Here is a 23,190-nt window from a genome sequence, read left to right as displayed (position 1 = left end):
GGTACGGGGGTGGATGACCGGGGTCATCAGTGATGAACGGCGGCCGGTGGTGAGCCGGTCGACTCACCATCCCCTCGATGCTAGGTCGACGGCAGTGGCGAGTCAAGCCACTCACCTCGTATGCTCGGCCCATGAGCAGGGTCGTGACGACGTACCACCAGCGCGTCGCCCAGGAGAAGCGCGAGCTGATCGTGACGGCCGCAACCGCGCTGTTTCTCGAGTTGGGCTACGACCGGACGTCGCTGGCGCGGATCGCAGAGCGCTCGGGCGTCTCGCGGGCCACCTTGTTCAAGCAGTTTCCGAGCAAAGCCGCCCTGTTCGACGCCATCGTGACCAAGTCCTGGTCGAGCGCTGACGAGGAGGATCCTCCGCCAGCAGGCAACGTCGTTGACGGGCTAACCATCATCGGTCGCCGTTACGCCGAGCTGCTGGGCCGTGCCCAGATGACCGACCTGTTCAGGATCGTCATCGCCGAGCTGCCGCGGTTCCCCGAGCTGGCCCATGCGCAGTTCTCGCACGGGAAGATGCCCTACTTCGAGTCCGTACGCAGCTACCTCCTGGCCGAGCACGAGGCGGGAACGGTGCGGGTCGAGGACGTGGACCTCGCAGCCACCCAGTTCCTGGGCATGATCTCCAACTACGTCTTCTGGCCGACACTCCTGGTGCCGGGCTGGGAGGTGAGTGCTGAACGCGTCGCTCAGGTAGTCGACGAGGCCGTCCGCACCATCGCCGCCCGGTACGCCACGACTGGACCAGGGGCGTCCACCAACGACTGAGTCCCACCGACCGCGACGGAGTCCCGCCGTCACCAGAGGAGCTGATGCCTACGCAATCGAGGCCGCCGGCACCAAGGGTGTTCGCGGGGCATCCCGGAGCATCCCGGAGCGGACACCGAAGGAGGGAGTCTCGATGTGTTGACCCACCTCGATCAGCCTGGCATCAGCACGGCCCGACAAGAGGTCTCAGCAGCGGGCCCAAACGTGCAAGGCTGCGCTTGACCACCCCGGCGTCGGGGCAGCGGCCCCGCGCTCGCCGCTGATCCCCAGACCAGGGCAGGACCCTACGTGCCCGGCCGTCGCACCGGTCAGCGACTTGGTGCCGCTCGGACAATGCGGGCGTCGGCGCGGCGGTCAGCGAAGGAGATGGGCGAGTAGCTGGGCGGGGGCGTCCTCCTGTAGCAGGTGCCCGGCGTCGTCGATCCAGTGCATCTCGGCCTGCGGGATGTGTTCATGCAGCCAGCGGCCGTGCTCCGGGGGCAGGATGCGGTCTTCTCGACCCCACAGCAGCTGCACCGGGATGTCGATCCCCGACAGCAGCGCCTCGTAGGGTTCGGTGTCGGCTTGGGCCAGCTGCCGGTACTGCCGGTAGTAGGCGGCTTGCCCCTGGGGGCCGAGCCAGGGTTCGAGGAAGGCCTCCAGCACGTCGGGGCGGAAACCGGTGTGGGTGGCGTTGCGCAGGTGGGCGGCGACCAGCGCCTCGTGGGCGTAGCCGGGTAGCTGCTCGAACACCTCGTGGTGGGAGCGCATCAGGGCGAACAGTCCGCTCTCCCACTGGCCACCGCTGACGCAGTCGAACAGCGTCAGGTCGCGGTAGCGGGCGCCGTCGAGCAGCAGCGCGCGCAGCACCACCGCGCCGCCGATGTCGTTGGCCACCACACCCGGGGCTCGTGCCGCGGTGTCGAGGCCCCAGTGGTGCAGCAGCTCGGTGAACCGGCGGGCTTGCGCGGCCAACGTCAGGTCCTGGCCCTCGGCCTGCTCGGAGCGGCCGTAGCCGAGGTGATCGAACACGTACACGGTGTGCCGCTCGGCCAGGGCCGGGGCGATGTCCCGCCACAGCAGCGACGAGTACGGGGTTCCGTGGACCAGCACCACGGGCCGGTCCCCGCTACCGAGGCGCGCCCAGCGGACCGTGCCGCTGTCCACCTGCACCGACTCTGGCAGCTCCCAGGTCGAAGCCTTCATCGTTCGCCCCTCCACACCAGCAGTCGATCAACGTGTTGGACGGTACCCGCCTCGATCGAGCATGCGTGTGGGTGACGGCAGCCGGCCGGTACCGGACCGCAACCCGTGCGGCCGACTTGGTCGATGTCGCCGAGGTGGGCTCTTCCCGGTAGGCGGACTGGCCTGCGACCGGTGGGAGGCGGCGACCATAGAACACGTGCGCGACGAGTTGCTCGCGGCCGGGCCGGCCGACGACGCCGAGATCGACGCGCACCTTGCCGCCATCCGCGCCGGCGAACTCGACCTGACACCCGCGCCGCTGATCTCGGCCTGGGGACGCCGTCCGGCCGAAGACCCCACCGGCAGCCGGGTAGTGGACGAGCCGGGTTTCTGCTCGCTGCGGGCCGCGTCGGCAACACCCCTGACTACGACGAGATACGCCCCGAACTCGTCGGCGAGCAAGCCCTTGCCTGGGGGAGCCTTGCGGGCCTGGACGGGCCCGCTGACGACAGGTCGCACCGGGAAACCGTGCCGGCCGACCCCGGCCGGCACCCGCCAGAAGCAAGGGCGCGGCGGCGCTCGTCGTCGTCGCGGGGTGGAACCGGCCGTAGAGCGTGCCGCCCGTGCACTTGAGGGCGCATGCCGCCAGGACGCCCTCAGGGGTGCCGCCGATGCCGACCATGAGGTCGACGTTGGTGTCCGGGCTCGCCGCCATGAGCGCGCCGGCCACGTCGCCGTCGAGCAGGAACCTGATCCGGGAGCCGGCCTCGCGTACCCGGCGGACCAGGGTCTGCTCGTGGCGTGCCCGGTCGAGGATGCAGACGGTCAGCTCGGGCACCGCCACCCCGTGAGCCCTTGCGATGTGCCCGAGGGTGGCCTCGGTGGGCGCGGCCACGTCGACGACGCCTGCTAGCACTGCAACGGCACTCGGTTCATGTCGGCAGAGGGTGACCGCGTCGTCGGTAGTGGCAGGCGCGGGCCTGGTATTGCCGTCGGCGGCGCGCCAGAGTGACCAGGCCAGAACCTGGTCAAGGCAGGTGACCGGGGCGAGGACGAGCTTTGCGAGTAGTCGACGGATCTCGTTGGCCGACAGTGGGATCAGCCGTTCGCCGCTGGCTGTGGTTCCCCATTTCGCTGCCCAAGCGCTGTTCATAGTCTCGTTGGCGGGCGCGGGCGCGGGTGGCGGCGAGGTAGGCATCCCGAAGTGGTGGCTGCTCACCAGTCCGCTGCCGGCCCTGCCTGCTCGCCGATCTCGGCCGCGGAGGTCTCGGCGTACCCGCGCCGCCCTACCGTCGCTCCTTCGGGATGATGATCCACAGGATGATGTAGGCCGGCTCACCGGCACCGACCGGCCCGAACTTCACGAAGATGAGGCGGACGAGACCGCGGGACAGGCCGAACCGGTCCGCGAGCGCGGCACACACCCCGGCGATCAACTTCCCGGAACCGGGTCTGACGAGTCGAGAGGCCACGTTCGCGACCGTCGACCCGATCGCCGCCGTACGGGCTCCTGACGCCACCATTTCATCCAGACCTCGCCGGGGCACCCCACGGGTCAGATCCGGGCGCAGAACTCCCGGGTGCGCTCGTGGCGCGGGCTGTCGATCACCTCCGCCGGCGTCCCGTGCTCGACGATCACCCCCTCGTCCATGAACGTGACGGTGTCGGCGATCTCCCGGGCGAAGCCCATCTCGTGGGTGACCACCAGCATGGTCATGCCGTCGCGGGCCAGCTCGCGCATGACGTCGAGCACCTCGCCGACCAGCTCCGGGTCGAGCGCCGAGGTGGGCTCGTCGAACAGCATGAGCTCCGGCTTCATGGCCAGCGCACGGGCGATGGCGACGCGCTGCTGCTGGCCGCCGGACAGGTGCGCCGGATAGTACTCGACCCGGTCGGCGAGCCCGACGCGGTCGAGCAGGTCGCTCGCCTCCCGCCGCACCTCGTCCTTGGGCCGGCGCTGCACCCGGACCGGGCCGGCCATGACGTTCTCCAGCGCGGTCAGGTGCGGGAAGAGGTTGAACCGCTGGAAGACCATCCCCATCCGGGCCCGCTGGGCGGCGGTCTGCTTCTCCGGCAGGGCCACCAGGCCGGTTCCCCGCTCGGTGCACCCGATGAGCTCGCCACCCAGCCGGATCTCGCCGGCGTCCACGCTCTCCAGCGCGTTGACCGAGCGCAGCAGGGTGGACTTGCCGGAGCCGCTGGGGCCGATGATGCAGGCGACGTTCCCGGCGGGCACGGTGAGGTCGATCCCGCGCAGCACCTCGACGTGCCCGAACGACTTGCGCACGGCCCGGACCTCGAGCATGACGTCGGTCATCGCCCGTCCCTTCCCCGCGCGGCCATCGGCCGGGCGCCCTTCCCGAAGTGGCGCTCCAGGCGGTTCTGCCCGATGCCCAGGAGCGAGGTCAGGGCGAGGTACCACAGCGCCGCGACGATCAGCAGCGGGATCGTCTGGTAGTTCTGCGCGTAGATGATCTGCGCGCTGTGCAGCAGGTCGGCGATGCCGATGACGCTGACCAGCGCCGTGTTCTTGAGCGTGGTGATCGTGTTGTTCGCCGTCGGCGGGATGATCATGCGCATGGCCTGCGGCATGATCATCCGCAGCACCCCGGACCCGGTCATGCCGAGCGCCCGGGCGGCGTCGCGCTGGCCCTGGTCCACGCCGAGCAGCCCGCCGCGGATCGTCTCGGCCATGTAGGCGGCCTCGTTGAGCGCCAGCGCGATCACCGCGGCGGTGAGCGGGGTGATGAGGCTGTTCGCGCTGCCCAGTGCGAGCGACGGGCCGAACGGGATCGACAGGTGGATGACCGGGAACAGCGCCGAGATGTTGAACCAGAAGATCACCTGAATCAGCAGCGGTGTGCCGCGGAACACCCAGACGTAGCACCAGGCGGCCCCGGAGACCAGCGGGTTGCCGGAGATCCGCATGATCGCCAGCGGGACGCCGAGCAGCACCCCGATCAGCATGACCACCACGGTCAGCCAGATGGTGAGCCCGATGCCGTGCAGGATCGGCGGCGCGAACAGGTACCGCCCGATCATCGGCCAGGCGAAGTTCTCGTTGGTGGTCACGACCGAGGCCACCTGCAGGACGACGTAGGCGACCGCGGCCACGCCGAGCAGGTTCCACCGGTTGGGCCGGCGCGCGATCCGCCGGCCCGCCGGCGGCGCATGCGGCTCGACCGACTCGACGGTGCGGGCGGTCACGAGAAGTCCGCGGGCGTCATCCGGCCGGCCATCTCCACCGGCAGTGCGAACTCGACGGCTCCCCAGCGCTGGTAGACGTCGCGGTACTCGGGTAGGCCCTGCAGCGTGCGCACCGCGGCCTCGACGGCGGGCACCAGCGGTGACCCCTTGGGCAGGCCGATCCCGCCGATCGACTTGAGTTGGGAGTCGTCGGCGAGCACGTCGAAGCGGCCGCCCTGCTGGCGCTGGGCGTAGCCCAGGACCGGGCCGTCGTTCATGGCCGCGTCGATGCGGTTGCTGGACAGCGCCAGCAGCAGCGCGTTGCTGTCGGGGAAGCTCACCGCCTGGATGGGCGGCCGCCCGGTGGCCCCGCAGGTCTGCTCGTCCAGGCGGGGGAGCCGGGAGGTGGCCTGGTGGGTCCCGACGACGACGCCGACGCGGTGGTCGCACAACGACCGGGAGTCCAGGCCCAGCGGGTTGCCGCTGGGCACCGCGATGGCCGAGCCGCCCAGGGTGAACTTCACCATGTCGAGCACCTCGAGCCGCTCCGCGGTCCCGGACATGCTGGCGACGGCCATGTCGTAGCGCCCGGCCTGCAGACCGGGGATGACCCCGTCGAACGGGATCTGGGCCAGCGTCACCTCCACCCCCAGCACCCGGCCGAGCGCGAGGGCGATCTCGGGGAAGATCCCGGCCGGCCCGCCGCCGTCGGGGGAGATGAAGCTGCCCGGCGGGCTCGCCGCGCTGACCACCACGGTGATCGCCCCGCTCTGCCTCGTGGCCTCGGGCAGCAGCGCCCAGGCCGCGTCGTCGCGGGCGATGGAGTCGTAGCTGCGCTGCTGGGCGGGTACCTGGTCGGCGACCGGCGCCGCCGGGCCTTCCGCGGCTCCGGCCGCCGGGGTCGGGGTCGTGCACGAGGTGAGCAGGACCGCGGCGATGGCCGCGAGCGCGCCCACTGCGGGCTTCATGCGCATGGTGCTTCTCCGTTCGGACGACGGTGTGCGAATGGTCAGGCCATGACGGCCGCGGGCTGCGGCTGCGGGGATCGATGGGTGAGGACGTCAGAGCCCACGACGTCAGCGCCGTCGACGACGACCCGCTGCACGGTGCGCAGGACGGCGACGTCGGCGGTCGGGTCGCCGGGCGCGACGACGAGGTCGGCAGCCATGCCGGGCGCCAGCGTCCCGACCCGGTCAGCGACGCCCAGCGACTCGGCCGCGCGCACGGTGGCCATCAGCAGGACCTCGTGCGCCGGCACGCCGAGGTCGGTGAAGGTCACCAGACCCTCGGCGTAGGCGTCGTGGGGCAGGTTGCGGATGCCGGCGTCGGTGCCGGCGACGAGGCGGACGCCCGCGTCGTACATCGCCCGGATCGACGCGGCGGCGCCCGGCCGCCGCGACATCAGCTCGTGACTGTTCACGTTGAGGGTGGGACACACGTGGATGCCCTGGTCGACGATCCGCGCGACCAGGTCGGCGTCGTGCAGCGTGGCGCGCTCCTCGGTGAGGAACGTGCAGTGCTCGAGCTTGTCGACCCCGGCCCGCACGGCGTTGTCGATGCCGGGCCGGCCGTGGGCGTGCGCGGTGACCCGGAGGCCGAGCGCGTGGGCGCGGGCGACGAGGGCGCGCAGGCCCTCCAGGGAGAACTGCGCCTGCCACGGGCGGGTGGTGACGGTCATGGTGCCGCCGGTGGACATCACCTTGATCACGTCGGCGCCCATCAGCGCGTGCAGTTCGACCAGCTCCTCCAGGTCGCGGATCCCGGTCTCGGACTCCCCGCCCATGAACCAGCAGTGGCCCTCGCGGGTGGTCACCGGCCGCGCCGCGCTGAGGACCCGCGGTCCGGTGCCGGGCCGGTCGGCGAGCTCCTTCTTCAGCGCTAGGTCGAGGAAGCCGCGGGCGCCCAGGTCGCAGACCGTGGTGACGCCGGTTGCGGCGAGGGTGCGGGCCGCGGTGCGCATGACGTCGAGCAGCTGGACGTCGGTCTGGCCGCGCATCCGGGTCACCGGGTCGGGGCCGCCGTCGAACCCGAGGTGCACGTGGGTGTCGATCAGGCCGGGCAGGATCGTGCTGCCCGGGTACTCCTGCACCGGGACCTCGGCGTAGCGGGCGGGGAGCTCGCCGAGCGGGCCCACCCAGCCGATCCGGGTCCCCTCGACCACCACCGCGCCCTCGTCGATCGCGGCGAGGTCGGGGCCGGCCAGCACGGTGCGCGCGCTCAGGATGCGGGTGGACAAAGCGGTTCCTCCTGGTCCGGGACGGTCGGTGGGACGGCCTTCGGGGTGGTCACCGGGCGGTGCGGCCGGTCAGGGCGGCGGCCACCCGGTCGAGGGCGTCGGCGAGGATCGGGGCCGGGCCGGCGAAGTTGAGGCGCACGAAGCCGCGCCCGGCCGCGCCGTGGGACTCCCCGGGCGTCGTGGCCACCTTCGCCCGCTCCCGCAGGAAGCCGGCCGGGTCGTCGCCGACGGCGAACTCCCGCAGGTCGAGCCAGGCCAGGTAGGTGGCCGCCGGGGGGAGGACGATGTGCTCGATCCCGTGCGCGGCGAGGACCTCGCCGACGAGGCGGCGGTTGTCGGCGAGGACGCCCAGCACGTGGTCGAGCCACGCCCGGCCCTCGGTGAGCGCCGCGACCGACGCCTCGATCCCCAGCGGGGAGATGCCGCCCTTCGCCGGGCCCGGCAGCGCGTCCCAGCGGGCCGCGTCCTCGTCGTTGGTGAACGCCACCAGCGCGCACCGCAGGCCGGGCACGTTCCAGGCCTTGCTGACGCTGGTCAGGGTGATCGCGTGCGCGGCGGCGGCGGGGCTCACCGTCGCGTACGGGACGTGCGCACCGGCGTAGCGGATGGGGCCGTGCACCTCGTCGCTGACCACCCGGGCGCCGTGCCGCTCGGCCAGCTCGGACAGCGCCACGAGCGCGGCGCGCGGGTAGACCGCCCCGGTCGGGTTGCTGGGGTTGCACAGCAGCACCGTGCGGGCGCCGGCGCGCAATGCCGACTCGATGCCGTCGAGATCGAGCTCGTAGCCGAGCGGGCCGCGGGTCATCGCCACCTCGATCCGCTCGCGGCCGGCCGCCGCGACGGCGCCGAGGAAGGAGGCGTAGGTCGGGGTGATGACCGCGACCGGGGTTCCGGGCGGGCTGAGGTGGCGGATCGCCAGGATCATCGGCTTGATGACGTCGGAGATCTGCCGGACGCGGGTCGCGGGGACGTCGAGGCCCTGGCTGGCGAACCAGGCCGACGCGACCTGCGGCAGCGGGCTGCTGGCCTCGGGGAGCGGGTAGCCGAAGCACTGCCGCTCGACGGCGTCGCGCACGGCCCGCAGCACCGGCTCGGCCACCGGGAAGTCCATCTCGGCCACCGTCATGTCGGCGACGTCGGAGGCGTACACCGACCACCGCTTGGTGCGGCGGCGTCGGAGGTCGCTCACCGTCCACGCGGTCGGGACGTGCAGGGTTTCCACCATGGGGTGCGGGCTCCAGGAGATCGGGTGCTGATCGGGCGCTGTTGATCGCGGTTCCTGGAGTTTGGCCAGGTGGCGGGCCCGCCGGTAGACGCCGGGTCGCTATCGGCAGCATTAGGCTGCGGCTATGCCCCGCGAGACCGTCTCCGTGCCGGACCTCGACGTCTTCATCGGGGTCGTCGAGGCCGGCAGCTTCACTGCCGCGGCGCAGGCCCTGCACATCGCCGCGCCCTCGGTGAGCGTGCGCATGGCGGCGCTGGAGCGGAAGCTCGGCGTCGACCTGTTCGAGCGCACCCCGCGCGGCACCACGCTGACCGCCGCCGGCCGCCGCTTCGACTCCTACGCGCGGCGCTGCCTGATGCTGCTGGCCGAGGCGCACACCGCCGTGCGCAGGCCGGGGCAGGAGCGCCTGGTCCTGGCGATCCCGGCGAGCCTGGCCATCGTGCTGGCCGACGGGCTGCTGGCCGAGCTGGGCCGGCACGGGATCGGCGGGAACTTCCGGATCCTGCACAGCGACCAGGTGATCACCAGCCTGCTCGACGGCACGGCGGACGCGGGCTTCGTCATCAACCGGCCGCTGCCCTCCGACCTGACGGTCGCCCACCGCATGCGGGCCCGGCTGATGACCGTCGCGGCGCCCGACCACGCGCTGGCCGCACGCCTCCGGCTCAGCATCGACGACCTGGTGTCCTCGCCGGTCGTGGTCTACCGCTGGACGTCCGACGCCGCGTCGCTGGCCGACCTGCTCGAGCACGGCCGGGGCACCGAGCAGTCGCCGGTCCACCTGCTGGGCCTGCCGTCGGCGGCCGTCGAACTGGCCCGCCACCACGGCTACGTGGCCGTCGTGCCCGAGTACGCGACCGCCGCGGCGGTCCGGGCCGGGGAGCTGGTCGAGCTGCCGCTGCGGCTGCCCTGGCAGGAGCTCGACGTGCAGTTCGCCCACCGGGCCGGGTTCGCCGACGACCCGGCCCTCCCGGTGCTGACCACCCGGCTGCTCGCCCTCACCGAGCAGATCACGGTGCCGAATAGCGAGGACCGGGGCCGGCACAGGTCGCCGGACGGTGGGAGAACCGAGGCCCGCGCCTACCGCGACCGCCACCAGCAAGCCACATGACGTCGCGGAACACACCCGCACGCCCACGGCCGACGATGCCGATCACTCACTCCGAAGGAGGAGAACCATGCCCGACGCCTTGGCGGCCACGTACCTGGTCTACCTCGACGCCCTGAACGACCGGCGATTCCGCGACCTGGACGACTACGTCCGCGACGAATTCACCGACAACGACGAGGTGCTCACCCGCCGGCGATACGCCGACATGATCGCGGCGGACACGCCTTCTACCGATTCCAGGCCGGGCGGATCGCGCCCGTCTGGTCCCGCATCGGCCGCGAGGCAATCGCCGCACAGCTCGGCAACTGACCGGCGCTGCGCCGCCCGTCGGAGCCCGCCGGCGCTGGTCGATCACGCCGCGGGCGCGCGCGGTGGCGACGATGGTCGTGCCGACTCCGGGCGGCCCGACCAGCGACGTGTTCGAGGCGCCGTCGAGTAGATCGCAGGGTGGCGGGACCGCGGATGCGCTTCTCGTCGACCGGAGGCAGGCGAACCTCAGCCGTCCGGAGAGCCGGGTCGAGGACCCGGAGCAGTGCTTCGGCGGGATGGTGTCGTCGCTCGACGTCGGCCGGCGCCGCTGCTGACCGTGGGCGGCGGAACCGACCGGAGGTGGACGTTGACCGCGTCGGCCACCACATCGCCGCACGCGCGGCGCAACGTCGCCCAGCCCCTTGACACCGGCCGAACCCGCCCAGCCCATCGGGTCGTGGCCCGGCTGAAAGGGGGAATCGAGTCAATCCGCAGAGTGCCCTGCGAGCACGGCTGCCCGATCGCCCCATCGACCTACTACGCCGCCCTGCACGACACCGCGCCCCGGTCGGCGCGCCAGCGCCATGACGAGGCGCTCAAGGCCGAGATCGTGCGTGTCCACGAGGACAACTTCGGAGCCTACGGGGCGCGCAAGGTGTGGCTGCAGCTGAACCGGAAGGGCATCGCGGTGGCCCGCTGCACCGCTTCAGCCACCGGAGGATCATGTCGGGTTCGGGCCCGTGAGGAAGCAGCGGGTCAGCGGCGTGAGCCGGGTTCGGGCATCCACACGGCAGACCGGCGGACCCTGGTCCGCGGTGGCCTGCCGAATCGCACCCAGCGGTGATCGCGCGTTGGTGTGGGTCAGGGCTTGCGCGCGACTGCGCCGTACATGGCGATGTCCCTGTCGGCGACCGCCCCGATGTCGACTGCGTTGTCGGGGTGCCACTTGTGGACCTGCACGAGCCCGGGCTCCACCAGGTCCAGGCCGTCGAAGAAGCGCAGTGCCCGGGCGCGCTCGCGGAACACGAGGGTCTCGCCGTACTCGTAGTACTGGCGTCGCACCTCGGCCAGTGGCACTGGGTCGAACTCGTCGGTGGCGATCGACATGGCCAGGTAACTGCCGCTGGGCAGTACGTCGACCACCTGGTTGACCACGCGGTAGGCCTCGGCGTCGTCTTCGATGAAGTGCACGATCGCGATCAGCAGGAGTCCGATCGGGCGGTCCAGGTCGAGGACCTCGCGGAACTCGGGGGCCGACAGGATGGTCTGCGGGTCGCGCATGTCGGCGTCGATGTAGGCCGTGCGCCCCTCAGGGGTCCCGACCATCAGCGCACGGGCGTGCGCGAGCACGATGGGATCGTTGTCGGTGTAGACGACCCGTGCGGCCGGGTTGATGAGCTGGACGACGTCGTGCAGGTTCGGCGAGGTGGGGATCCCCGTCCCGATGTCGAGGAACTGCGCCACGCCGCACTCGGCGGCCAGGTAGCGACCCACCCGATGCATGAAGGCCCGGTTGGCGTTCATGTGCACGCGTAGCGCGGGCCAGACCTTGAGCGAGTTGTCACCGGCCTCCCGGTCAGCGGGATAGTTGTCCTTGCCGCCGAGGATGTAGTCGTAGATCCGGGCGCCGTGTGCCCGGTCGGTCTGCAGATCGAACTCCGCATCGCTCTCCGCCACGCGTACACCCTTCGCTCCAGCTCACGCTACAGCTACAGCGCGTTACCTTATTCACCTGGTCGTCGTAGGCCCGAGCACGGTCATCCGGGCAGTACGGGTAGATCGCGAGGCGGTGCAGCGCCTCCTGGATCACCACGCGGTCGCCGGTCGGCGAGGACGCACACGATCGCACCCGACCGGGTGGTGCGCTGGCCGCAACCCGTGTCCGGCACCGCGCGGGATCCGGAGCTGCCCGTCCAGGCACGCCCTCAGAGAGCCTTCGGCCGCCCGCCCGCGGCGCCTGTAGTTCTGCGAGATATGTCGGCGCCGGCCTCCGGGGTCGGCGAGCCGAGTCCACGCGCGACACCATCCCGCCCCTGCCGCCCCTGACGGCTGCCCGGCCAGGCGACTGTCGCGCAGCCGCGATGTCCGACACCATGAGCGCCGTGGCGGACGCCGGGGAGCCGACCGAGCGCGTGCGCATCGAGCTGCTCGGAACGTTCCGCGTCGTCGTCGGCGACCGCGAGGTGGACCGGGATGCCTGGCCGGGGCGCCGGGCGGCCGAGCTGGTGCAGCTGCTCGCGCTCGCCGAGCACCGGCGCCTGCAGCGCGACCAGGTCGTCGAGGCGCTGTGGCCGCACCTCACGCCGGAGGCGGGTGCGGCGAACCTGCGGAAGTCGGCCCACCAGGCCCGCCAGGCACTCGGCCGACCGGATGCCGTCGTCCTCGGTGGCGGCCGGGTCGCACTGCTCCCGTCCGCCGAGGTCGCCGTCGAGGTCGATGCCGCGCTGTTCTGCCGGCTCGCGGAGGCGGCGCTGCGCTCCCGGAGCCCGGCCGCCGCCGCGGCGGCGGCCGGGGCGTGCACCGGGGAGCTACTGCCCGACGCCCGGTACGAGGAGTGGACGCAGGGCTCCCGGGCGCGGGTGCACGCGCTGCAGGTCGAGGTGCTGCGGCTCGCCGGGCAGTGGCGGCGGCTCGTCGAGGTCGAGCCCACCGACGAGCAGGCCCACCAGGTGCTGATGCGTGACGCCCTGCGGGCCGGCCACCGGCACGCCGCGATCCGCTGGTACGGGCGGCTGCGGACGAGCCTGGAGCGCGAGCTCGGCCTGGCCCCCGGCCCCCGGAGCCAGGCGCTGTACGAGGAGTGCGTCGCCGGGCTCGGGCCGGCCTCGACCGCGTACGTCGGGCGGCAGGTGGAGCTGGCCCGCGCCGCGGTCGCTCTGCGCGGTGCGGAGCCGGGCGCGCTGGTGGTCCGGGGGCCGGCGGGCATCGGCAAGTCCGCGCTCTGCGCGCAGGTCACGGCGATGGCGGCCCGGTCGGGGAGGCTCGTGGTGAGCGTGGTGGCGGTCTCCGGTAGTGGCCCGTACGCGCCGCTCGCCGCCGCCGTGGAGGACCTGCTCCGCCGGGACCGGAGCCTGCTCGACGCCGTTCCCGGCTCCACCCGTTCGGTGCTCGCCGGGTTGACCCCGCTGGCTCGCCCGGCGCAGCCGCCCGAGCAGGGCCTGAACCGGCACATGGTCATCGGCGCCGTGCACCGGCTGCTGATGGTCGCCGCGACACCCGCGGGCGCCCTGCTGGTCGTGGACGACGCCCACCTCGCCGACGACGCCACGACCGAGGCGTGCGCCCAGCTCGCCCGGACCGGCGGACCGCGACCGCTGCTCGTAGCCCTCGCCCACCGCCCGGAGCCGGTCCGGGCGGCCCTGGCCCAGGGCGTCGCCGGCCTGGAGCGGGCCGGGCGCGGCGTCGTGATCGACCTCGGCCCGATGCCGCGCGAGGACCTCGAGGCGCTGGTGGTGGCCGGTGCACCGGAGCCGCCCGACGACCGGGTGATGACCCGGATCGTGGAGACCGCGCAGGGCAACCCGTTCTTCGCCCTGGAGCTGGTCCGCGCCGGCGGTGCCGGCGATGCGCTGGCCGTACCGCGGTCGGTGTGGGAGACGGTCACCACGCGGTTCCTCGACCTCGACGCCGCCACCACCGCCATGCTCCGCCGGATCGCCGTGGCCGGCGGCGACCTCGACCCCGGTGGTGTGCTCGCGCTGACCGGGCTGGCCGAGTCGGACGCGTTCGCGCTGCTGGACGCCGGTCTGGAGGCGGGGGCGCTGGTAGTCGTGGACGGACGCTACCGGTTCCGCCACGAGCTGGTCCGGCGGGCACTGGCCGAGGAGGTGCCCCCGCACCACCGGATCGCGATGCACCGCGACATCGCGCGCCGGCTGGCCGGCGCCGGCGCCGAACCAGCCCTGGTCGCTCGGCACTGGCTCGACGGCGACCGACCCGACGAGGCGGTCGGCTGGCTGCTCGCCGCCGCCCGCCGCGCCGCCGGCCCGGGCGCGTTCGCCGACGCCCTGCGCCACCTCGACACGCTGCTGGGCCACGACGCCCGGCACCCGGACGCGCTCTGCCTGCGCGCCGAGGCCCTCGACGCGCTCGGCGACATGCGGGCGCCCGCGGCGTACGGGCTCGCGGCGGAGGCCGTCGGGGAGCCGGCGGCCCAGGAGATCCGGTCCAAGCAGGCACTCGCCCAGATCAAGCGGGGCGACCCGCCCGGTGCGCTGCGCACCATGCGGGGACTCGCACCGGTGACCGTGGAAGGTCGGCTCGCGCACGCCCTCGCCTGGGCGGGCGCTGCCGTGCTGGGGTTCGCCGACCCGGAGACGGGCACCGCGAAGGCCGCCGAGAGCCGGCGGCTCGCGCTGGAGTCGGGCGACGCGCCGTCCCTGGTCATCGCCTCGTGGGCGCAGGCCGCGGCGGCGCACGCGCGCGGTGAGCTCCGCGCCAGCGTCCACGCCGACCTCCTCGAGACCGCGGCCCTGCCCGAGTTGGCCACCGCCGTCTTCGACGGGCACCTGTGCATCAACCAGCGCCTGCTCTACGGCGCCCGGCCGTACCCCGACGTCATCGCCTTCGCCGACGCCTTCGCCGCGGAGGCCGAGCGGCTCGGCGCGGCTCGCGGCCGCGCGTACGCGGTGACCCTGCGCGGCGAGGCGCTGCTGCTGTCGGGCCGGCTGACCGAGGCCGAGACGGACCTGGCCGAGGCGGCCCGGCTCAGCCGGGCGAACGGCGGCGCGGTCGGGGAGTCCCTCGCGCTGCAGCGCCTGGCGGAGGCCGCGCTGTACCGGGGTGATCTCCGGGGGGCTGAGGTGCTGCTCGACGAGGCACTCGCCGTCGCCCGCGAGTCCGACGTCGGCTTCCACCTGCTGGACCGCATCTACGGGACGCGGATCGCCGCGGCCGCGGACCCGGACGCGGCGCTGGCCGTCCTCGACGACGCCGAGGACGCCGTGCGCGGGCCGCTGGAGACCTGTCCCGGCTGCCGGATCACCCTCGTCGTCCCGGGGGCGATCGCCGCGGCCCGCGCCGGGGACCTCGACCGGGCGGCCGAGTACGAGACGATCGCGCAGTGGCTGGCCGACGTGGTGATGCGGCTGCCGGGCTGGGACGCGGCCCTGCAGGAGGTCCGGGGGCACCGGGCGCAGGCGGCCGGCGAACGGGCGGCACCGCACTTCGCGGCGGCGGCAGCGGGGTTCGCGGCGGCGGGCCAGCGCCTCGACGAGGCGCGCTGCACCACGCTCGCGAACGGCTCGGCCCGACTCCGATGATCAGGAACGTTCCAGGAACACCCGGCTGACACCCTCCGGTGCGTACCCGTCCCGTACGCCCCGAAGGAGCAGCCGTGCAGACCCTCACCCCCGGAACCGTCCCGGTCGTGATCAAGGACGACAACGTCGAGGTCCGCCTGAGCCAGGTCGGGGAGATGACCGTCTCGTTCATCCGCCTCGCCGAGGGCACCGACCTCGGGCCCGCCCTCGTCGGCCTCGAGGGCGACTCCTGCCCCTGCCCGCACTGGGGCTACATGCTGGAGGGCCGCCTGCTGATGCGGGTGCCCGGCGGCGACCGCACCTACGAGGCGGGAGAGGCCTTCTACTGGGCGCCCGGGCACGCGCCGTTCGCCCTCACCGACTGCGCCTACGTCGACTTCTCGCCCACGACGGAGTTCGACGCGGTGATCGCCCACCTCACCAGGTCCTGAACCGCGCTGTGCGCGTCCTGCCCGCGTCGACCCGCCAAGAGCCACGCCGCTCGTCGTCACAACCGGGCCAGTGGCTGACCTGACGTCGAGGATCATGCCTTGGGTGGTGGGCAGAGGCGAGCTGACCGACAAGGCCCGGGCACGGATCGAACCCCTGTTCCCCCAGAGGCCGGACGGGGCAGACGGTGGCGTTGATCACCGCGAGTTCGGGCACTTCGGTGCTGATGTCGACGCCGGCCTCAGCGAGCGAGCACCTGCACCGACAGCGAGTTCAAGGTGGCGCCCGGGTTGGTGCCCGCCGAGTGGACCTCGACGTGGGGCGCGGCGACGCGCAGGAGATTCCCGTCATCGGGCTTCGCCGCCGTCGGTGCCGGTGTCTCCATCACCGACCACGACCAGGTGCACGGTCAACTCCCGACCGGGACGTCGAGCGTGGCGAGCAGCTGGCGGACGCGGCGTTCGATGTCGTCGCGGATGGGTCGGACATCGTCCAGGCCCATGCCGGCCGGGTCGTCGAGGACCCATTCCTCGTAGCGGCGCCCGGGGAAGACGGGGCAGGCGTCACCGCAGCCCATGGTGATGACGACGTCGGCGGCGCGGACGATCTCGTCGGTCCACGGCTTGGGGAACTCGGCGCTGATGTCGATGCCGCGCTCGCGCATCGCGTCGACCGCTGCGGTGTTGATGGTGCTGGCCGGCTCGGAGCCGCCGGACCAGGCGACCGCGCGCTCGCCGGCCAGGTGCTGGAAGAACCCGAGGGCCATCTGCGAGCGCCCGGCGTTGTGGGTGCACAGGAACAGGACCGTCGGGCGGCCGTCGTGGCTCTTGCCCTCGACCTTGGCCAGGGCGCGCAGGCGCTGGCGGGCGAACTTCTCGGCCAGCAGCGGCAGGAAGTTGAGCACGACGGCGCGGCTGGCGAAGTCGTCGTAGGAGGTGTGGAGGAACCGCTCGATCGTCTCGGTGCCGAAGGTTCCGTCGAACTCCCGTGCCAGGTGCCGGGCTGCGGTCTTCAACGCCAGTTGCTGGTCGATGGACAGGGTCTCGCGGTGCCAGGTGCTGGTCATCAGAACCTCCGGGTCAACGGGTAGAGGGCGGGCAGGCATGCGCGCGGTGCAGGAGATAGCTCAGTCAGTGTTGAGTCAACTTTGGATGAGGAGAGCTGGGGCGTCAAGTCCCGCGAGCCCGAAGGACGCCGCGCAGCGCGGCCACCGAGACCTCGCGCTGCGGACGGACGTGCGCCTGGCGGTGCCGGCTCACCTGGAGAAGCAGGGATCTGATCACATACGACTTGACCAGCTCCACTCGCTCAGTAGAGATTGAGTCAATGAAGAGGGAGCCTCTGCCCACAGCCGCGCGCGCCGCGCTGCACGCCGCGTTGGGCGACGAGGGTCGGCTGGCGATCGTGGACGCGCTGCTGCTCGGTGAGGCCTCACCCACCGAGCTGCAGCGGCTGCTGGACATGCCCTCGAACCTGATGGCCCACCACGTGCGGGTGCTGGAGCGGGTCGGTGTCGTGTCGCGGCACCGCTCGGAGGCCGACCGGAGGCGCACCTACCTCGCGCTCGTGCCGGGCGCGCTGGACGCGCTGCGGCCGGTGGCCGTGCGCGATGCGATGCGGGTGGTGTTCGTGTGCACGCAGAACTCCGCGCGTTCGCAGCTCGCGGCCGCGCTCTGGAACAGCACCAGCCCGGTCCCGGCGACCTCGGCAGGCACTCACCCCGCGCCAGAGGTCCACCCCGGCGCAATCGCCGTTGCACGTCGTCGAGGCCTGGCACTGGCGCCACACGCACCGCGGCACGTCGACGACGTCCTCGACCCGGCCGATGTGGTCATCACGGTCTGCGACGCAGCGCACGAAGAACTGGCAGCCGTTCCCGACGCCCAGCACCTGCACTGGTCGGTATCCGACCCGGTGCGCACCGGCGAGGACGCCGCCTTTGACCGAGTCGTGGACACCCTCGCCGACCGCATCTCCCGCGTGGCCCCGGCGCTGCGCACCGACACCGGAGGTGAACCTGCGCACTGACACTCGGCGCCCAGCTCAGCCCAGCCGATGGCGACTGGTGGACGCGACGACGTACGGCCACGACGTGCTGGTCACCCCGACCGGTAGGTGGTGCCGATCCGGTGCCGCGGGACAGGTCGTCGACGTGCGGGCTGTCCTCGCCGGCCCGGGTGCTGTCCTCCTCGCAGGTCAGCCAGGTGTTCCAGGCGTGATGCCGCCCCGCAGTCGGTGGAGGTGCCGGCGATGCCGACGTACTCGTTGAGCTGGGCGCCGTCGCGGTCGGTCTCGATGACGGTGCACCCGCCGCCCATGTCCGGGTCGTAGGTCAGTCCGGCCACCGCGGGCTGTCTGCCGTCCCTCGAGTCGGCTCGTCCCGGTTCACGGAGTTCCTCCCACCGTTCACGGCACGTGCGCCGCGATGTTCGTCGTCTCGAGCGCCCGTCCGACACCGATCACGCGGCGCCCGAGAACGATGATCACCGCCAAGGGGAAGACGATCCACAGCAGATTGGGGAGCACCGCCACGAGCAGGAACCCGGTCAGATCGCCCCGGTCCAGCGAATGCCGCGTCATCTCCAGACCGCTGGCCGCCTCGACGAGGAAGTAGACCACGGTCTTCCAGAAGGTGGCCACGCTGACCAGCAGCGCCACGACGAGCCCCGACCAGCGTCGCGCGTGGAGCAGCGCCCACAGGATGAGAACGACCTCGACCAGGTTGCCCCAGCTCTGCGCGCTGCCGAACGCGTCGAACTGCGCGTATCGGTGGTCGAACGTTCCATAGAACACGTGCGCGGGCCACAGTGCGACGAGCGGTCCCCCGGCGTGGGAAAGCGGTCCGAGGAGCACGTAGCAGGCGTCGTAGGCCTGGACGACCGCCGAGACCGTCAGCCACGCCACGATCCATGTGGGCAGCCGCGGTCCGCCGTGAGTGGCGGGCGGAACCTGGTCGGCGATCACGGCCGGAAGTGTAGCCAGCCGCCTCGGTCTGAGGTGCGAACCCTCGGGCCAGCGCGTTCTCCGGTGACACGCGCAGGATCGATCACATCCGATCGTGCTCGCTCGTCCGTCGCGCCGAGTGGCGCGGTGGAATGACGGTATGGGACGTGTACTCGTCGTTTCCGGCACCGGTCGGTACGCCGATCCGTGGCACCCCTTCGCGGCCACGAGCGCCGCGGTCGCGGAGGTGGCCGAGGAGGTCGGGGCGAAGGTGCGGATCGCCGACGACGTGGACGCCGCGCTGTCGGGTTTGGGTGATGTGGACCTGCTCGTGGTCAACGCCGGGGACTCACGGCGCAACGTGCCCGAGGACGCGCCGCTGCCCGATGCGGCGACGCTGGCGGCCGCGAGGGAAGCGAGCGAGGCGTTCGTGGATCGGGGCGGGGCGCTGCTCGGGTTGCACACCGCAGCCGCGTCCTTGTCCGACTACCCCGCACTCGACGCGCGGCTCGGCATCGCCTGGGTGCCCGGCACCTCCTGGCACCCGGCGCTCGGCCCGGCGCGCGTGCGGATCACGGAGGCAGGCACCACGCATCCCGTGACGCGGGAGCTGCGGGACTTCACGGTGCTGGACGAGCGCTACACCGACCTCCTGGTCGCCCGCCCGGGCTCGGCGGCCGTGCTCGCCGAGCACGCGGAGGCCGGCGGCACCCACCCGCTCGTGGTGGCGCGGGAGGAACGCGGGCGCGTGGTGTACGACGCGCTCGGCCACGACCTGCGCTCGTACGCGGACGGGCAACGCAGGCGCTTGCTCGCTCGCGAGCTGCGGTGGCTGCTCGGCGCCTGACCGCGGACGAGCTCGGCCCGGACGGGGTGCGTCCGAGCGAGCACCACCAGGCGAAGGTCGAGGCGGCGGCGCTCGCGCTCGGGATGCATGTGGCCAAGAGCAGGAAGAACGCGGTGCGTCGACTGGGGCGGGCCGTGGTGCTGAAGTTTGGCCACGGGCAAGGCCGGCACACTGCTTCGAGCAGGGCAAAGCCGCCTCGGCCTTCGCCACCCAAACATCGACACCCGCTTGGCCCGCCCTAGCGGCTCACGACGCAACCTGTTCGTCCGGGTCGCCGACAGCCCGTTCGGCACCGACGGTCGCCTGCTGGCCTACATCGCTCCCAACTACAGCGCCGCGAGCGCGAGACCCTCACCCGGGCCGAACGCGCGACGTTCAACCTCGACCTGGTCGCGGCGGGGTGGGCTGCCCGTTCGTGATCTTCCCGTCGATCCCGGTGAGCTCGACCTGCCGCTGCTCGTTGAGGCCCCGCAGAGGACTGTCAACTGAACGGTGCAACTGCAGGTGAACGGGCTACTCGCGGCCGGCGGTGAGGCGGCCGTCGAAGGCAAGGTCGAAGGCGTTGAGCGCGGGTCTCCAGGGCATCGTCCAGCGCCGGCGGCCGTGGCCGGTGGGGTCGACGCTCATGATCGCCATGTAGACGCACTTCAGCGCGGCGTGCTCGTTGGGGAAGTGCCCGCGGGCCTTGACCGCCCGGCGGATGCGGGCGTTGACCGACTCGATGGCGTTGGTCGAGCAGACGACCTCGCGGATCTCGGGGTCGAAGGCAGGAACGGCACGAACTCCGCCCAGGCGTTCTCCCAGAGCTTCACGATGGCCGGGTAGCGCTGGCTCCAGGCCTCGGCGAACTCGATGAACCGATCCATCGCCGCGGCCTCGACCGCATCGGGCAGCCCGGTCAGGCCGTCGCAGACGACCATGAGCACGTCGTTCACGCCGCGGTTCTTGAGCTCGGTGAGCGCGTGCAGCCAGTGCTCGGCGCCCTCACCGCCGTCGCCGGCCCAGAGCCCGAGGATGTCGCGGTGGCCCTCACACGTCACCGCGAGGGCGACGTAGATGGGCCGGTCGACGACCTTCCCGTCGCGGATCTTGACGTTGATCGCGTCGATGGACACCACCGGGTAGACCGGATCAAGGGGCCGGTTCCGCCACTCGGCCGTCCCGTCGAGGACCTTGTCGGTGATCGTGGAGATCGTTTGCCGGGACACTCGGGCGCCGTAGACCTCGGCCAGGTGGGCCTGAACCTCGCCGGTGGTCAGGCCCTTCGCCGACAGCGAGATGACCAGCTCGCCCACCCCGAGATCAAGTTCGACGGGGTCCGTGCGATCGGCTACCGCGGCGGGAGCGGGCTGGTGCTGTTCAGCCGCAACGACCGCCACGTCAGCGCCACCTACCCGGAGATCGCCGGCATCCCGCTTGCAGACCGCGCCGGTGCCGGGCTGGTGGTTGACGGGGAACTCGTTGCGCTGGACGAGCGGAGCCGTCCGGACTTCGAGTTGCTCCAGGATCGCATGCACCTGCAGGCGCCAGCAGGGCGCGTGGTGGCGGCGGCTCCGGTGCGGTACGTGGTGTTCGACCTCCTTGAGCACGACGGGCCATCCCTGTTGGATCTGCCCACCGGATGCGGCGCGAGCAGTTGACCGGGTTGGGGCCGGACGAGCATCCCGCGGTGACGGTTCCGCCTGCGTTCACCGACATCGCGGGAGCACAGATCGTGGCAGCGGTGCGGCAGCAGGGCTTGGAGGGGCGCCGGCCAAGCGGGTGGACTCGCTGTACGTGCCGGGACGCCGATCGCGGAGCTGGATCAGAAGCGCGGTGCAGGCGAGGTCGGTGATTGAACAGACGATTGTGGATGGGCGAAGTGCACCGGCGGTCCGGTCGCGGTGATCTCGGTGGCTGTACTGCGCGGTGAGGCCGGTGAGGTAGTCGCGGTCGGCGCCGGTGTGCGATCCGGCCAATGGGTGGACGTCGTCGCAGTGCCGCAGGGACGATCCGCTCCATGGCAAGGTCAGCTACGGTCTGTCTGATCGTCTCAGACAGGAGCTGACGTGCGCATCCTCGAATCCACGATCACGATCCCGGCGCCGCCGATGGTGGTGTGGCAGGTGCTCACCGACCTGGATCGGTACGCCGAGTGGAACCCGTTCGTGCTGGAGGCCTCCGGCACGGTGGCGGTGGGGGAGACGCTGCGAGTGCGGATCCGCCCCGAGGGCGGCAAGGCGATGGAATTCTCCCCGACGGTCACCGCCGCCGAGCCGGGCCGCCGGTTCGCCTGGCTGGGTCGGCTGTGGGGGATCTCCGGCCTGTTCGACGGGGCCCACCGGTTCGACCTGGCACCGGCGGGCGGTGAGGCGGCCGGCGCAACCCGGCTGGTGCACGGGGAGGACTTCCGTGGCGTACTGGTGCCGCTCGTCCTGCGGTCCGCAGCGGCCGGCACGCAGGCCGGCTTCGCGGCGATGAACAACGCGCTGGCGGCGCGGGTCGCGCAGATCGATGCGCAGGGCCCCGCGTGACCGCTGCGGGGGACCCCGGGGTAGCCGGCGACGGACCGGTGCGCATGGGAGGTGCCGACCTGGCGCTCCGGTTCGGCCTGGAGCTCGCCGCGCTCGGCGGGCTGGCCTGGTCGGCGGCCCGACTGACCGGCGGCGGCCGGCTGGCCGCGGTGGCCGCGGTGGCCGCGCCGGTGGCTGCGGCGGGGGCGTGGGGCACCTTCGCTGTCCCGGGCGACCCCAGCCGGTCGGGTCGGGCACCGGTCCCGGTCTCGGGCCGTGTCCGGCTGCTGGTCGAGGCAGCGGTGTTCGGCTCGGCGATCGCCGGAACGGCATCGGCCGGGGCTCCGGCCGTTGCCGGAGCGCTGGTCACGGCGTTGGCCGGGCACACCGCGCTGTCGATCCCCCGGCTGCGCTGGCTGTGGCGCACCCGCCGGCCCCGACCCGACGACGACCCAGTGGTGACGTCATCGGGACCACCCGGCCGGGCGACCTCCGTCCAGCCCTCGCCCGCCGCCCGACTGTGGTCGGTCACCCGAATCGCCACCCGCCACTGCGTTTGATCTCGTAGAGCGTCGACGCCCCCGGTCGTCGGCCGCCCCGCCGCCGAGGGAGTAGCTGCCCGCCGACGCGGAACGCCGGTGCCGAGCGACCGTGGCCAGCCGATCTGGCGTTTGAGGGTGAGCACGTCCTTGACCGGGACGTGCGCACCCGAGCGTTGGGTTTGTGGGCGCGATTTGGCATCCCGACTACCTCCCGAAGGGGATACGACGCGACGACCCGGAGCGCAGAGCTGATCGAGTCCCGATGGGAAACGTGTTGGAGAAGACGGGTACAGGCCCGCTGCCGGCGACTGGTGGCCCGTCGGCGAATTCGTTGCCCGGGTGTGATCGCTCCTGGAGCGCTTGGAGGCGCGCAGCCAGCCCGGCTGCGCGGACCTGGACGAGGGACTCGATGACCGAGTCGACCTGGCCCGCGGCGGCCTCGAGCAGGGCGCTGAGCGCGACGTGGCGGGGGACGACCTCGCCGAGCGCGTCGATGACGGCGCCAGCAGCCTGGTCCAGAGCGCTCGCGGCCGCGGCGGTGACGTAGCGGCTGATGTGCTTCATCCCGTCCGGGTCAGGCCGGGTGCCCCCTCGGGAAGGGCGGGCAGGGTGAGGTCAGGGTGCGGACCAGCTGTCGGCAGCCGGTGGCGATCCCGGAGTCCGGGCGTACTGGATGACGGTCTGCTTGCGAGGAGATCGCCGAGATGGGTGACAAGGACCACTCGACCG

At 72.4% G+C, this 23,190-nt stretch carries 25 protein-coding genes and 1 pseudogene; 11 read left to right on the top strand and 15 right to left on the bottom strand.

Features of this window, described 5'->3' with window-relative positions:
- Nucleotides 1-131 precede the first annotated feature (131 nt).
- On the top strand, nt 132-776 hold the full coding sequence (locus KDL28_RS32570; protein WP_252444755.1) for a TetR/AcrR family transcriptional regulator: 645 nt from the start codon (nt 132-134) through the stop codon (nt 774-776).
- 354 nt (nt 777-1,130) lie between these two features.
- On the opposite strand, the gene KDL28_RS32565 is transcribed toward KDL28_RS32570, so the two are convergent.
- The 8 genes from KDL28_RS32565 to KDL28_RS32530 form a co-directional block, all read right to left on the bottom strand.
- The gene (locus KDL28_RS32565) at nt 1,131-1,961 is read right to left on the bottom strand and encodes an alpha/beta fold hydrolase (RefSeq protein ID WP_252444753.1); all 831 of its coding nucleotides are present in this window, start codon (nt 1,959-1,961) and stop codon (nt 1,131-1,133) included.
- Nucleotides 1,885-3,093, bottom strand: coding sequence for a fructose-bisphosphatase class II (locus KDL28_RS32560; protein ID WP_252444751.1), 1,209 nt, complete (start codon nt 3,091-3,093; stop codon nt 1,885-1,887). Before KDL28_RS32560 ends, KDL28_RS32565 begins: the two co-directional genes overlap by 77 nt.
- Before the next feature lie 133 nt (nt 3,094-3,226).
- On the bottom strand, nt 3,227-3,412 hold the full coding sequence (locus KDL28_RS40770; RefSeq protein WP_308216092.1) for a PspC domain-containing protein: 186 nt from the start codon (nt 3,410-3,412) through the stop codon (nt 3,227-3,229).
- 83 nt (nt 3,413-3,495) lie between these two features.
- A complete protein-coding gene (locus KDL28_RS32550; protein ID WP_305882272.1) occupies nt 3,496-4,257 on the bottom strand; it encodes an amino acid ABC transporter ATP-binding protein in 762 nt (253 codons plus the stop codon).
- Nucleotides 4,254-5,147, bottom strand: coding sequence for an amino acid ABC transporter permease (locus KDL28_RS32545; protein WP_252444746.1), 894 nt, complete (start codon nt 5,145-5,147; stop codon nt 4,254-4,256). Before KDL28_RS32545 ends, KDL28_RS32550 begins: the two co-directional genes overlap by 4 nt.
- The gene (locus KDL28_RS32540; protein WP_252444744.1) at nt 5,144-6,094 is read right to left on the bottom strand and encodes a transporter substrate-binding domain-containing protein; all 951 of its coding nucleotides are present in this window, start codon (nt 6,092-6,094) and stop codon (nt 5,144-5,146) included. The genes KDL28_RS32545 and KDL28_RS32540 overlap by 4 nt, the downstream gene beginning before the upstream one ends.
- 41 nt (nt 6,095-6,135) lie before the next feature.
- Nucleotides 6,136-7,362: an amidohydrolase family protein gene (locus KDL28_RS32535; RefSeq protein WP_252444742.1), complete on the bottom strand. Its 1,227-nt coding sequence runs from the start codon at nt 7,360-7,362 to the stop codon at nt 6,136-6,138.
- Between the two features lie 49 nt (nt 7,363-7,411).
- A complete protein-coding gene (locus KDL28_RS32530) occupies nt 7,412-8,587 on the bottom strand; it encodes a MalY/PatB family protein (protein WP_252444740.1) in 1,176 nt (391 codons plus the stop codon).
- 124 nt (nt 8,588-8,711) lie between these two features.
- Between KDL28_RS32530 and KDL28_RS32525 the strand changes: the two genes are divergently transcribed.
- The 3 genes from KDL28_RS32525 (at nt 8,712) to KDL28_RS42270 (ending at nt 10,791) form a co-directional block, all read left to right on the top strand.
- Entirely contained in the window at nt 8,712-9,698 is a 987-nt protein-coding gene (locus KDL28_RS32525; protein WP_252444738.1) for a LysR family transcriptional regulator, read from the top strand.
- A 67-nt stretch (nt 9,699-9,765) separates the two neighbouring features.
- The gene (locus KDL28_RS32520; RefSeq protein ID WP_252444736.1) at nt 9,766-10,137 is read left to right on the top strand and encodes a hypothetical protein; all 372 of its coding nucleotides are present in this window, start codon (nt 9,766-9,768) and stop codon (nt 10,135-10,137) included.
- Nucleotides 10,138-10,314: 177 nt separating this feature from the next.
- Entirely contained in the window at nt 10,315-10,791 is a 477-nt protein-coding gene (locus KDL28_RS42270) for an IS3 family transposase (RefSeq protein ID WP_372497138.1), read from the top strand.
- Between the two features lie 17 nt (nt 10,792-10,808).
- Here the strand turns inward: KDL28_RS42270 and KDL28_RS32510 are convergent, their stop codons facing one another.
- Nucleotides 10,809-11,624 carry an SAM-dependent methyltransferase gene (locus KDL28_RS32510; RefSeq protein WP_252444734.1) on the bottom strand — a complete coding sequence of 272 codons (816 nt, stop codon included), beginning with the start codon at nt 11,622-11,624 and terminating at the stop codon, nt 10,809-10,811.
- Between the two features lie 404 nt (nt 11,625-12,028).
- On the opposite strand from KDL28_RS32510, the gene KDL28_RS32505 reads away from it, so the two are divergent.
- Both KDL28_RS32505 and KDL28_RS32500 read left to right on the top strand, forming a co-directional pair.
- Nucleotides 12,029-15,208, top strand: coding sequence for an ATP-binding protein (locus KDL28_RS32505; protein WP_252444732.1), 3,180 nt, complete (start codon nt 12,029-12,031; stop codon nt 15,206-15,208).
- Between the two features lie 74 nt (nt 15,209-15,282).
- Nucleotides 15,283-15,639: a cupin domain-containing protein gene (locus KDL28_RS32500; RefSeq protein ID WP_252444730.1), complete on the top strand. Its 357-nt coding sequence runs from the start codon at nt 15,283-15,285 to the stop codon at nt 15,637-15,639.
- 239 nt (nt 15,640-15,878) lie between these two features.
- Here KDL28_RS32500 and KDL28_RS32495 read toward each other — a convergent pair whose 3' ends face one another.
- Both KDL28_RS32495 and KDL28_RS32490 read right to left on the bottom strand, forming a co-directional pair.
- Nucleotides 15,879-16,022 carry a low molecular weight phosphatase family protein gene (locus KDL28_RS32495; protein WP_252444728.1) on the bottom strand — a complete coding sequence of 48 codons (144 nt, stop codon included), beginning with the start codon at nt 16,020-16,022 and terminating at the stop codon, nt 15,879-15,881.
- A gap of 24 nt (nt 16,023-16,046) precedes the next feature.
- Nucleotides 16,047-16,703: an arsenate reductase ArsC gene (locus KDL28_RS32490; protein ID WP_252444726.1), complete on the bottom strand. Its 657-nt coding sequence runs from the start codon at nt 16,701-16,703 to the stop codon at nt 16,047-16,049.
- A gap of 260 nt (nt 16,704-16,963) precedes the next feature.
- Here KDL28_RS32490 and KDL28_RS32485 point away from each other — a divergent pair, with 260 nt between their 5' ends.
- A complete protein-coding gene (locus KDL28_RS32485; protein ID WP_256503172.1) occupies nt 16,964-17,665 on the top strand; it encodes an arsenate reductase/protein-tyrosine-phosphatase family protein in 702 nt (233 codons plus the stop codon).
- A 71-nt stretch (nt 17,666-17,736) separates the two neighbouring features.
- Here KDL28_RS32485 and KDL28_RS32480 read toward each other — a convergent pair whose 3' ends face one another.
- Complete coding sequence (locus KDL28_RS32480; protein ID WP_252444721.1) at nt 17,737-17,982, bottom strand: hypothetical protein; 246 nt, start codon at nt 17,980-17,982, stop codon at nt 17,737-17,739.
- Between the two features lie 61 nt (nt 17,983-18,043).
- Complete coding sequence (locus tag KDL28_RS32475; protein WP_252444719.1) at nt 18,044-18,601, bottom strand: hypothetical protein; 558 nt, start codon at nt 18,599-18,601, stop codon at nt 18,044-18,046.
- 139 nt (nt 18,602-18,740) lie between these two features.
- Between KDL28_RS32475 and KDL28_RS32470 the strand changes: the two genes are divergently transcribed.
- Complete coding sequence (locus tag KDL28_RS32470; RefSeq protein WP_252444717.1) at nt 18,741-19,427, top strand: ThuA domain-containing protein; 687 nt, start codon at nt 18,741-18,743, stop codon at nt 19,425-19,427.
- A gap of 513 nt (nt 19,428-19,940) precedes the next feature.
- On the opposite strand, the pseudogene KDL28_RS32465 reads toward KDL28_RS32470, so the two are convergent.
- Nucleotides 19,941-20,725: pseudogene (locus tag KDL28_RS32465) on the bottom strand (IS256 family transposase); the annotation flags it as partial.
- Between KDL28_RS32465 and KDL28_RS32460 the strand changes: the two are divergent.
- From KDL28_RS32460 to KDL28_RS32450, 3 genes are all read left to right on the top strand, one after another.
- A complete protein-coding gene (locus KDL28_RS32460; protein ID WP_372497137.1) occupies nt 20,660-21,067 on the top strand; it encodes an ATP-dependent DNA ligase in 408 nt (135 codons plus the stop codon). The pseudogene KDL28_RS32465 and the gene KDL28_RS32460 overlap by 66 nt on opposite strands.
- 408 nt (nt 21,068-21,475) lie before the next feature.
- Entirely contained in the window at nt 21,476-21,940 is a 465-nt protein-coding gene (locus KDL28_RS32455) for an SRPBCC domain-containing protein (RefSeq protein ID WP_252444713.1), read from the top strand.
- A 44-nt stretch (nt 21,941-21,984) separates the two neighbouring features.
- The gene (locus KDL28_RS32450) at nt 21,985-22,479 is read left to right on the top strand and encodes a YrdB family protein (protein WP_252444711.1); all 495 of its coding nucleotides are present in this window, start codon (nt 21,985-21,987) and stop codon (nt 22,477-22,479) included.
- Nucleotides 22,480-22,665: 186 nt separating this feature from the next.
- Here KDL28_RS32450 and KDL28_RS32445 read toward each other — a convergent pair whose 3' ends face one another.
- Entirely contained in the window at nt 22,666-23,025 is a 360-nt protein-coding gene (locus KDL28_RS32445; protein WP_252444709.1) for a hypothetical protein, read from the bottom strand.
- Between the last annotated feature and the right edge of the window lie 165 nt (nt 23,026-23,190).

The sequence above is a fragment of the Pseudonocardia humida genome (assembly GCF_023898865.1).
In the GTDB taxonomy this organism is placed as follows: Bacteria; Actinomycetota; Actinomycetes; order Mycobacteriales; family Pseudonocardiaceae; genus Pseudonocardia; species Pseudonocardia humida.
The sequence above is the reverse complement of the archived record's forward strand: the minus strand, read 5'-3'. Positions and strand labels throughout refer to the sequence as shown.

Coding starts and splice junctions, on each gene's coding strand:
- KDL28_RS32445 (WP_252444709.1), bottom strand. CDS start 23,025: ATGAAGCACATCAGCCGCTACGTCACCGCCGCGGCCGCGAGCGCTCTG.
- KDL28_RS32520 (WP_252444736.1), top strand. CDS start 9,766: ATGCCCGACGCCTTGGCGGCCACGTACCTGGTCTACCTCGACGCCCTG.
- KDL28_RS32485 (WP_256503172.1), top strand. CDS start 16,964: ATGAAGAGGGAGCCTCTGCCCACAGCCGCGCGCGCCGCGCTGCACGCC.
- KDL28_RS32550 (WP_305882272.1), bottom strand. CDS start 4,257: ATGACCGACGTCATGCTCGAGGTCCGGGCCGTGCGCAAGTCGTTCGGG.
- KDL28_RS32505 (WP_252444732.1), top strand. CDS start 12,029: ATGTCCGACACCATGAGCGCCGTGGCGGACGCCGGGGAGCCGACCGAG.
- KDL28_RS32450 (WP_252444711.1), top strand. CDS start 21,985: ATGGGAGGTGCCGACCTGGCGCTCCGGTTCGGCCTGGAGCTCGCCGCG.
- KDL28_RS32540 (WP_252444744.1), bottom strand. CDS start 6,094: ATGAAGCCCGCAGTGGGCGCGCTCGCGGCCATCGCCGCGGTCCTGCTC.
- KDL28_RS32525 (WP_252444738.1), top strand. CDS start 8,712: ATGCCCCGCGAGACCGTCTCCGTGCCGGACCTCGACGTCTTCATCGGG.
- KDL28_RS32530 (WP_252444740.1), bottom strand. CDS start 8,587: ATGGTGGAAACCCTGCACGTCCCGACCGCGTGGACGGTGAGCGACCTC.
- KDL28_RS32560 (WP_252444751.1), bottom strand. CDS start 3,093: ATGAACAGCGCTTGGGCAGCGAAATGGGGAACCACAGCCAGCGGCGAA.
- KDL28_RS32495 (WP_252444728.1), bottom strand. CDS start 16,022: ATGGAGACACCGGCACCGACGGCGGCGAAGCCCGATGACGGGAATCTC.
- KDL28_RS32490 (WP_252444726.1), bottom strand. CDS start 16,703: ATGACCAGCACCTGGCACCGCGAGACCCTGTCCATCGACCAGCAACTG.
- KDL28_RS32565 (WP_252444753.1), bottom strand. CDS start 1,961: ATGAAGGCTTCGACCTGGGAGCTGCCAGAGTCGGTGCAGGTGGACAGC.
- KDL28_RS32570 (WP_252444755.1), top strand. CDS start 132: ATGAGCAGGGTCGTGACGACGTACCACCAGCGCGTCGCCCAGGAGAAG.
- KDL28_RS32470 (WP_252444717.1), top strand. CDS start 18,741: ATGGGACGTGTACTCGTCGTTTCCGGCACCGGTCGGTACGCCGATCCG.